Source organism: Kitasatospora sp. NPDC048407 (genome assembly GCF_043200475.1).
GTDB lineage: Bacteria > Actinomycetota > Actinomycetes > Streptomycetales > Streptomycetaceae > Kitasatospora.
In genome coordinates, this window is record NZ_JBICXW010000031.1 from 60,797 (window position 1) to 67,404 (window position 6,608).

General features: G+C 70.8%; 7 protein-coding genes. 2 read left to right on the forward strand and 5 right to left on the reverse strand.

What is annotated here, in order from left to right:
• Nucleotides 1-238: 238 nt before the first annotated feature.
• Genes ACGFWJ_RS33740 through ACGFWJ_RS33750 form a run of 3 tightly spaced genes read right to left on the reverse strand, consistent with a single transcriptional unit; the run spans nt 239 to nt 2,345 of the window.
• Nucleotides 239-1,066 (reverse strand): shikimate dehydrogenase, encoded by an 828-nt coding sequence (locus ACGFWJ_RS33740; protein ID WP_392956297.1) that lies wholly within the window; start codon nt 1,064-1,066, stop codon nt 239-241.
• Nucleotides 1,063-1,524 (reverse strand): GNAT family N-acetyltransferase, encoded by a 462-nt coding sequence (locus ACGFWJ_RS33745; RefSeq protein ID WP_392956299.1) that lies wholly within the window; start codon nt 1,522-1,524, stop codon nt 1,063-1,065. The genes ACGFWJ_RS33740 and ACGFWJ_RS33745 overlap by 4 nt, the downstream gene beginning before the upstream one ends.
• Entirely contained in the window at nt 1,521-2,345 is an 825-nt protein-coding gene (locus ACGFWJ_RS33750; RefSeq protein WP_392956302.1) for an ABC transporter ATP-binding protein, read from the reverse strand. Before ACGFWJ_RS33750 ends, ACGFWJ_RS33745 begins: the two co-directional genes overlap by 4 nt.
• A gap of 186 nt (nt 2,346-2,531) precedes the next feature.
• Here ACGFWJ_RS33750 and ACGFWJ_RS33755 point away from each other — a divergent pair, with 186 nt between their 5' ends.
• Nucleotides 2,532-2,933 (forward strand): peptidoglycan-binding protein, encoded by a 402-nt coding sequence (locus ACGFWJ_RS33755; protein ID WP_392956304.1) that lies wholly within the window; start codon nt 2,532-2,534, stop codon nt 2,931-2,933.
• Between the two features lie 264 nt (nt 2,934-3,197).
• Here ACGFWJ_RS33755 and mltG (ACGFWJ_RS33760) read toward each other — a convergent pair whose 3' ends face one another.
• Nucleotides 3,198-4,796, reverse strand: coding sequence for an endolytic transglycosylase MltG (gene mltG / locus ACGFWJ_RS33760; protein ID WP_392956307.1), 1,599 nt, complete (start codon nt 4,794-4,796; stop codon nt 3,198-3,200).
• Here mltG (ACGFWJ_RS33760) and ACGFWJ_RS33765 point away from each other — a divergent pair.
• The gene (locus ACGFWJ_RS33765; RefSeq protein ID WP_392956310.1) at nt 4,758-5,162 is read left to right on the forward strand and encodes a hypothetical protein; all 405 of its coding nucleotides are present in this window, start codon (nt 4,758-4,760) and stop codon (nt 5,160-5,162) included. The two genes, mltG (ACGFWJ_RS33760) and ACGFWJ_RS33765, sit on opposite strands and share 39 nt — an antisense overlap.
• 108 nt (nt 5,163-5,270) lie before the next feature.
• On the opposite strand, the gene mltG (ACGFWJ_RS33770) is transcribed toward ACGFWJ_RS33765, so the two are convergent.
• The gene (gene mltG / locus ACGFWJ_RS33770) at nt 5,271-6,464 is read right to left on the reverse strand and encodes an endolytic transglycosylase MltG (protein WP_392956312.1); all 1,194 of its coding nucleotides are present in this window, start codon (nt 6,462-6,464) and stop codon (nt 5,271-5,273) included.
• Between the last annotated feature and the right edge of the window lie 144 nt (nt 6,465-6,608).

Genomic DNA, 6,608 nt, shown 5'->3' on the forward strand with positions numbered 1-6,608 from the left:
GCCGGTCCGGCGTCTCGTGCTGCCCGGCCGCGGAGCGCGGCGGGGCAAGCACCGATCCTTTCACGTCCGGCGCGCCACCGGGGGCACGGTCCGCGTGGCGGACAGTGAACGTCCGCCGACGCCGCCCGGCCCGGCGTGCGAAGCCGCAGCTCAGGGCACCCGATATGGCCTCCGGACACCGCCGCCGTCTCATCCACCGCGCCTGGCCGCCCGCGAGCGCGGACCCGACCGCAACCGCTCAGGACGCCGCCAGGGCCGCCTCGCCCGCAGCGCGCATCGCCGCCAGCGGGCCCTGCTCGACGCCCGTGAACCGCTCGAACTGGAGCACCGCCTGGTGCACCAGCAGATCCAGCCCGCCGAGCACCGTCCCGCCCCGCTCCTGGCAGGCCCCGGCCAGCGCGGTCGGCCACGGGTGGTACAGCACGTCGAACAGCACCCCGGGAGTACCGATCAGCTGCGCGGCGAAGCCGTCGGTGGCCCCGACCGGCGTGGTGGAGACGGTGAGCGGGCCGGCCAGTGCCTGCGCGCCGTCCGCCCAGTCGGCGATGCGTACCGCGACCCCGAGCTTCTCCCCCAACTCCCGCATCTCGGCGGCCCGTTCGGCACGGCGCACATACACGGTGACGTCGCCGTCGCAAATCTGCCCGAGCGCCGCCAGCGCGGACGAGGCGGTCGCCCCGGCGCCCAGCACCGCCGCCGATTCCACCCGTTCGACGCCCCGCTCGCGCAGCGCGTTGACCAGGCCGGGGACGTCGGTGTTGTCGCCGTGCCGCCGCCCGTCCGGCCCGAACACCACGGTGTTGACGGCGTCCACGGAGCGTGCGGTGTCGCTGACGGTGTCCAGCAGCGGCAGGATCGCCCGCTTCAGCGGCATGGTCAGCGACAGACCCGCCCAGTCGGTGTCCAGGCCGGCAACGAACGCCTCCAGCCCCGCCTCGTCGATCTCGTACCGGTCGTAGCGCCACCCGTCCAGACCGAGCGCGGCGTAGCCGGCCCGGTGCAGGACGGGCGAGAGCGAGTGGGCGATCGGCGAGCCGAGCACGGCGGCCCGGTGCGGGTTGGTCACGACACGATCCTTCGGGGAGTTCGGTACAGGTGGACGTCGATCGGGTCCTCGGACGCAAGCGCGAAACCGTGCCGCTCGTACAGCCGCCGGGCGGGACTGCCCTGCAGCACGGTCAGCCGAACGGCCAGACCGTCAACCGTATCCAGCACGGAGCGCAGCACGGCGGTGCCGAGGCCGCGGCCGTGCAGCGCCGGGTCGAGGTAGAAGTGCTCCAGCACCAGCGTGCCGGGCCGCTCTCCGTCCGGACGGAGCGTCAGGCAGCCCGCCGGCAGCGGAAACCCGGGCACCTCCAGCACCGAGGTGTGCGCGGGCCGGTACCCGTCACGCATCCGCTGCCGGACCCGGTGCTCGTCAAAGCGGCCGAGCCGTTCCAGGTCGGGACGCATCGCCACCGCCCGCAGCTCGACCAGCGCCTCCAGGTCTCCGTCCGTCGCGGGGCGCAGCGCCCATTCGGTCACACGGCGCCCCGGCGGGTGCGGGCGGTCCAGCGGCCCTCGCTGTGCCCGATCCGGATCGGGTGTCCGAAGCAGTCGGAGACCAGCTCGGTGGTGAGCACCTCCGCGGCCGGGCCCGCAGCGGTGACCAGTCCGTCGCGCAACAGCAGCGCGTGGCTGGTGGTCTCCGGCAGCTCCTCCAGGTGGTGGGTGACCAGCACCGAGGCCACCTCAGGGAAGCGCTGGCGCAGCCCGTCCAGGCTCTCAAGCAACTGCTCGCGCGCCGTCAGATCGAGCCCGGTCGCGGGCTCGTCGAGCAGCAGCAGCCGTGGCGCGGGCATCAGCGCCCGGGCGATCAGCACCCGCCCGCGTTCGCCCTGCGAGAGCGTCGTCCAGACACTCTCGGCCCGGTGCGCGACGCCCAGCGTGTGGATCAACTCCTCGGCGTGGTGCAGCTGTTCGGCCGTCGGCTTGCGAAACGGATCGGGCTCGATCGACTGCGTCACACCGGTCAGCACCACCTGCCGCACCGTCAACGGCGAACGCAACGGATGCCGCGGATTGACGTGCCCGAGATGCGCCCGCAACTCCCGCACATCGACCCGGCCCAACTGCCGCCCGAGCACCTTCACACTGCCCGCCGTCGGATGCTGCACCGCCCCCAGCAGCGAAAGCAACGTGCTCTTCCCCGCCCCGTTCGCCCCGAGCACCGCCCAGTGCTCCCCGGCCCGGACGGTCAGCGACACGTCCTTCAGCAGGTAGCGCCCGTCGCGGACCACGTCCACGTGGGCGGCTTCCAGCAACGGCGCTCCGGCCGGGCGTTCCTGGTTCTGCGGCGTCTCCATGCGCCTCACGCTACCGGCCCGCCCCCGCCCGACCGCAAAGCCGTATCGCCAGCCGGACTGCGGTCAGTTCCAGTCAAGGTCAACCAAGTTCTGGTCATCAGAGGTAAAGACTTCACCCTGGCGAACGATCACTGGCACACACAATCTCGCTGCAAGTTCATTCGTCCACCAATTGAGGAGTCTTCGATGTCCCGAGTCTTCCGCGTGATAGCCGCCACCGCGCTGGCCGTGTCCGGACTGTGGATCGGCGCCGCCCAGGCGAGCGCTGCCTCGCTGCCGACCTGCACCAAGCAGGACTTCTTCTTCTACAAGCCGGTGGCAGACAACGGCTCGGACAGCTGCGTCATGGGCTACGGCAACCAGGGCGACGGTGTGGTGGCGCTCCAGCGAGCTCTGGCTCAATGCAACAACATCTTCATCGGGGTCGACGGGATCTACGGCAACGCGACCAAGTCCGCCGTCATCCAGATTCAGCGCGCCGCAGGCATCGCCCAGGACGGCGTCTACGGCCCGAACACTCGCGCCCACATGCAGTTCCTCTACATCGGTGGCTCGACCCCGTACTGCATGGGCGGCAGTAGCCTGTAGGAAGGTCCAACGCACCAACCGGAACGGGCCGCGGCGGCAAGTGCCGCCCGGCGCCGTTCGCCCCGTGCACCGCCCGGTGCTCCCCCGCCCGGACGGTCAGCGGCACGTCCCAGGTGCCGACCGTCGCGGACCACGTCCGCACGTTCGGCCTCCAGCAGTGGCGCTCCGGCCGGATGCTCCTTGGTTCTGCGGCATCGTCATGCAGGTCACGCCACCCACCCGACCCGCCTGCAAAGCCGCATCGCCTGCCGGACGGGCCGTCGGCTACTTGCAGACGCCGCGAGACTTGTCGAAGCCCTGGCCCTTGGCGGTGCATGCCTCCTGGACGTTCTTCAGGTGCTCGTCGTATGTCGCCGCAAAGCGGGTCTCGTTGAGGTTCATCGCGTACCAGTACACCCAGTCGCCGGGGGTCGGGTTGAGCACCGCCTGGATCGCCGAGTCGCTGGGGTTGCCGATCGGGGTCGGCGGCAGGCCCTTGACGATGTAGGTGTTGTACGGGCTCTTGTTGGTCTCCAGCTCCGCATTGCTGAAGTTGACCCGCCCCAGCTGGTACTGGAGCGTCGTGTCGAGCTGGAGCTTGCCCTGGGTGGCGTTGGTGCTGAGGCGGTTGCTCAGTGCCCGCGCCATCTTGCCGAAGTCGTGGTCATTGTTGCCCTCGGCCTGCAGGATCGACGCCTCGGTGATCACCTCGTAGGCGTTCTTCAGGCCGACCTTCTGTGCGCCCTCTTCCAGCTTGAGGTCGTTGTAGTGCTGGACGGCGTTGGCCACCATCTGCTTGAGCAAATCCTCGGGCTTCATGCCGTCGGTGATGGAGTACCGGGTCGGGAACAGGAAGCCCTCAGGGTTGTTGTTCGCGTAGGCGGGCAGGCCGAGGTTTCCGACCTGGTCCTTGGCGACCTTCGCAGTGGCACCCTTGTCGAGCTTCAGCTTCTCGTCGATCTTGACGTAGATGTCCGTGGCCTTCATGCCCTCCGGGAGGATCAGCACGTTGCCTCCATTGGACTCCACCAGCTCCTGGACGGCCGCCGACGCGGACATCTCGTGCTTCATGGTGTAGATGCCGGGCTGGATGCCGCGAGCCTTCGGGTTCTTGTCGTACGCGACGGTGAACGCCTTGATGCTCTTCACCACGCCGGAATCCCTCAGCACCTTGCCAATGTCGGTGCCGCCCGCGCCCTTGGCGACGGTGATGTTGACCGAGCCGGAGCCGTCGCCCTCGAAGTCCGGCGGCGGGCCGAAGCGGTCCTGGTACATGCCGTAGCCCCACCAGCCCGCCCCACCGGTCGCGCCGAGCAGCACCAGGGCGACCACCAGGCAGGCGCCGCTGTTGCGGCGGCCGGACTTCTTGCCCTTCTCCTTGCGCTTGCGCTCGGCCTCGCGGGAGTTGTCCTGCTCGGAGAGGAACGAACCGCCCCTCTCCTCCTCGGCGTACTCGTCCTCGGCCCACTGCTCGGGCTCGCCCGCACGCTCGTCGAACGCGTCCGGCTCGGCCACAGCAGGCGCCGCCGGGTTGTCGAGCGCCGCGGCCTCCGCCTCCCAGTCGATACCGTCCGGACCGGGCCCCCCGGCCGGCTCGGCCCGCCGGGCCTGCGGCTGAGCGCCCTGGGCCTGCACCGGCTGCGCCATGCCCTGCTGGGACATGCCCGGCTGCTGAACGACCTGCTGCTGCACGCCCTGCTGGGGCATGCCCTGCTGTATCGGCTGCCGCATGCCCTGCTGGACGAACTGCTGCTGACCGCCCTGGGTCCCCCCGCGCTGCTGCGGGTAGCCCTGACCGCCCATCTGCATCTGCTGCTGAGGCACACCCTGCTGCGGCATCTGCTGTTGCGGAACGCCCTGCTGCGGCATCGCCTGCCCGGGCACGAAGCCCTGCTCCTGGCCGAACTGCTGCTGCACGAACTGCTGCTGACCGCCCTGCGTCATCCCCTGCTGGGGCATGACCTGCTGCGGATACCCCTGCGGCTGCTGCTGGACGAAGCCCTGCTGCTGCGGGTAGCCCTGGCCACCCATCGGCGCCTGCTGCTGCGGCACACCCTGCTGAGGCATCTGCTGCTGCGGGAACCCCTGCTGCGGCACGCCTTGTTGCGGCACGCCCTGCTGCTGCGCATACCCCTGCGGATACTGCTGCCCGAAATCCTGCTGACCGTACTGCGGGGGCTGCTGCTGTTCTCCGGGGAACCATGCCTGGTCGCCCTGGGCACCGTAGCGCCCGCTCTGATCAGTCATTGATCCCCTTACCGCGTCCAGGGTGTCCGTCGAACGGGCGCGCTAGTAAACGCCCGTGCTGGGAGACGTTACCGTACCGCAGCGTAGCCAACGGGCGTCGCTCCCTGTTGATCAGGGGACGGAAGGTGCGGGGGCGGAGTCGGTCGGGGACGGGTTCTGTGCGCGGTGTGCGTTGAACTCGTCAACGTTCTTTCGGTGTTGGTCGGCGCTGTCGGTGAACCGGGTGTCGCCGGGTTGTACGGTCACGAAGTACAGCCAGTCACCGTCGGCGGGGTGGATCGCGGCGCGCAGCGCGTCCCGGCCGGGGTTGCCGATGGGGGTGGGCGGCAGGCCGGAGTGGGCGTAGGTGTTGAACGGGGAGTCGAGCCTGGTGTCGTCGACGGTGGTGGTGAGGGTGGAGCGGCCGAGCGCGTAGTTGATGGTGGAGTCGAGCTGCAGCGGCATGTTCTTCGCCAGCCGGTTGTAGACGACCCGGGCGACCTTGGCCATGTCCTCGGGGTTGTCGGCCTCGGCCTGGGCGAGGCTGGCGACGGCGAGCACGCCGTACGGGGTGATGTTGTTCGCGGCGGCGGCGTCGGCGATCGCGCCGCCGCCGAGCTCGGTGTCGGCTTCCTTCACCATTTCCTGGAGCAGGCTGAGTGCCGTGCTGTCGCCGGTGACGGGGTAGGTCGCGGGGAACAGGTAGCCCTCGGGGTGGCCGGTCGCGTCGGCGGGCAGGCCGAGGTCGGCGAGGTGCTGTTCGGCGGTGGCCTTGGTGGTGCCGGGCTCCAGGCCGAGCCGGGTGTCGATGGCGGCGTAGATCTGGGTGGAGCGCCAGCCTTCGGGGATGGTCAGGGCGTTGGCGTTGGCGGGGTCGAGCAGCACGTTGAGTGCCGCGGTGGCCGACATCTTCTCCTTGAGGGTGTAGGTACCGGGTTGGATCCGGTTGCTGGCCGGACTCTTGGCGGCGGCCTCGGTGAACGCCCTGGTGGAGGCGATGACGTGTTTGGCCGTCAGGGTCTTGCCGATCTGGGTGACGCTGGCGCCCTGGGCCACCGACACCTGTACCCGTCCGGTGCCGGCGCCGACGAAGTCGGGGGCGGGTTTCTTGCCCTCGGGCCAGGCCAGGAACAGCGCGACGGCGCCGGCGGTCGCCACCCCGAGCAGGCCGGCCACGCTGAGGCAGCAGGCGGCGCCGGTGCGCAGTCGGCCGGGGTCTGGCGGCTCGACGCCGTACGGCAGGCCGGGCGGGGCGCCCTCGGGTTCGAGGACGGGGGCGCCGAGGTGACCGGGGGTCAGTCCGGGGGCGGTGTACGGGTCGGTCACGGTGGGGCCTCCCGGCGGCGGGCAAACGATCGGGGCCCGGGGGGGGGCCCCCCCCCCCCCCCCCCGCGGGCGGGCCACGTCCGTGCCGCGGCGGGCCACCGCGGGGCAACCAGGCGCGGGGGGCGGGCGCGCCCCCCCGGGGTA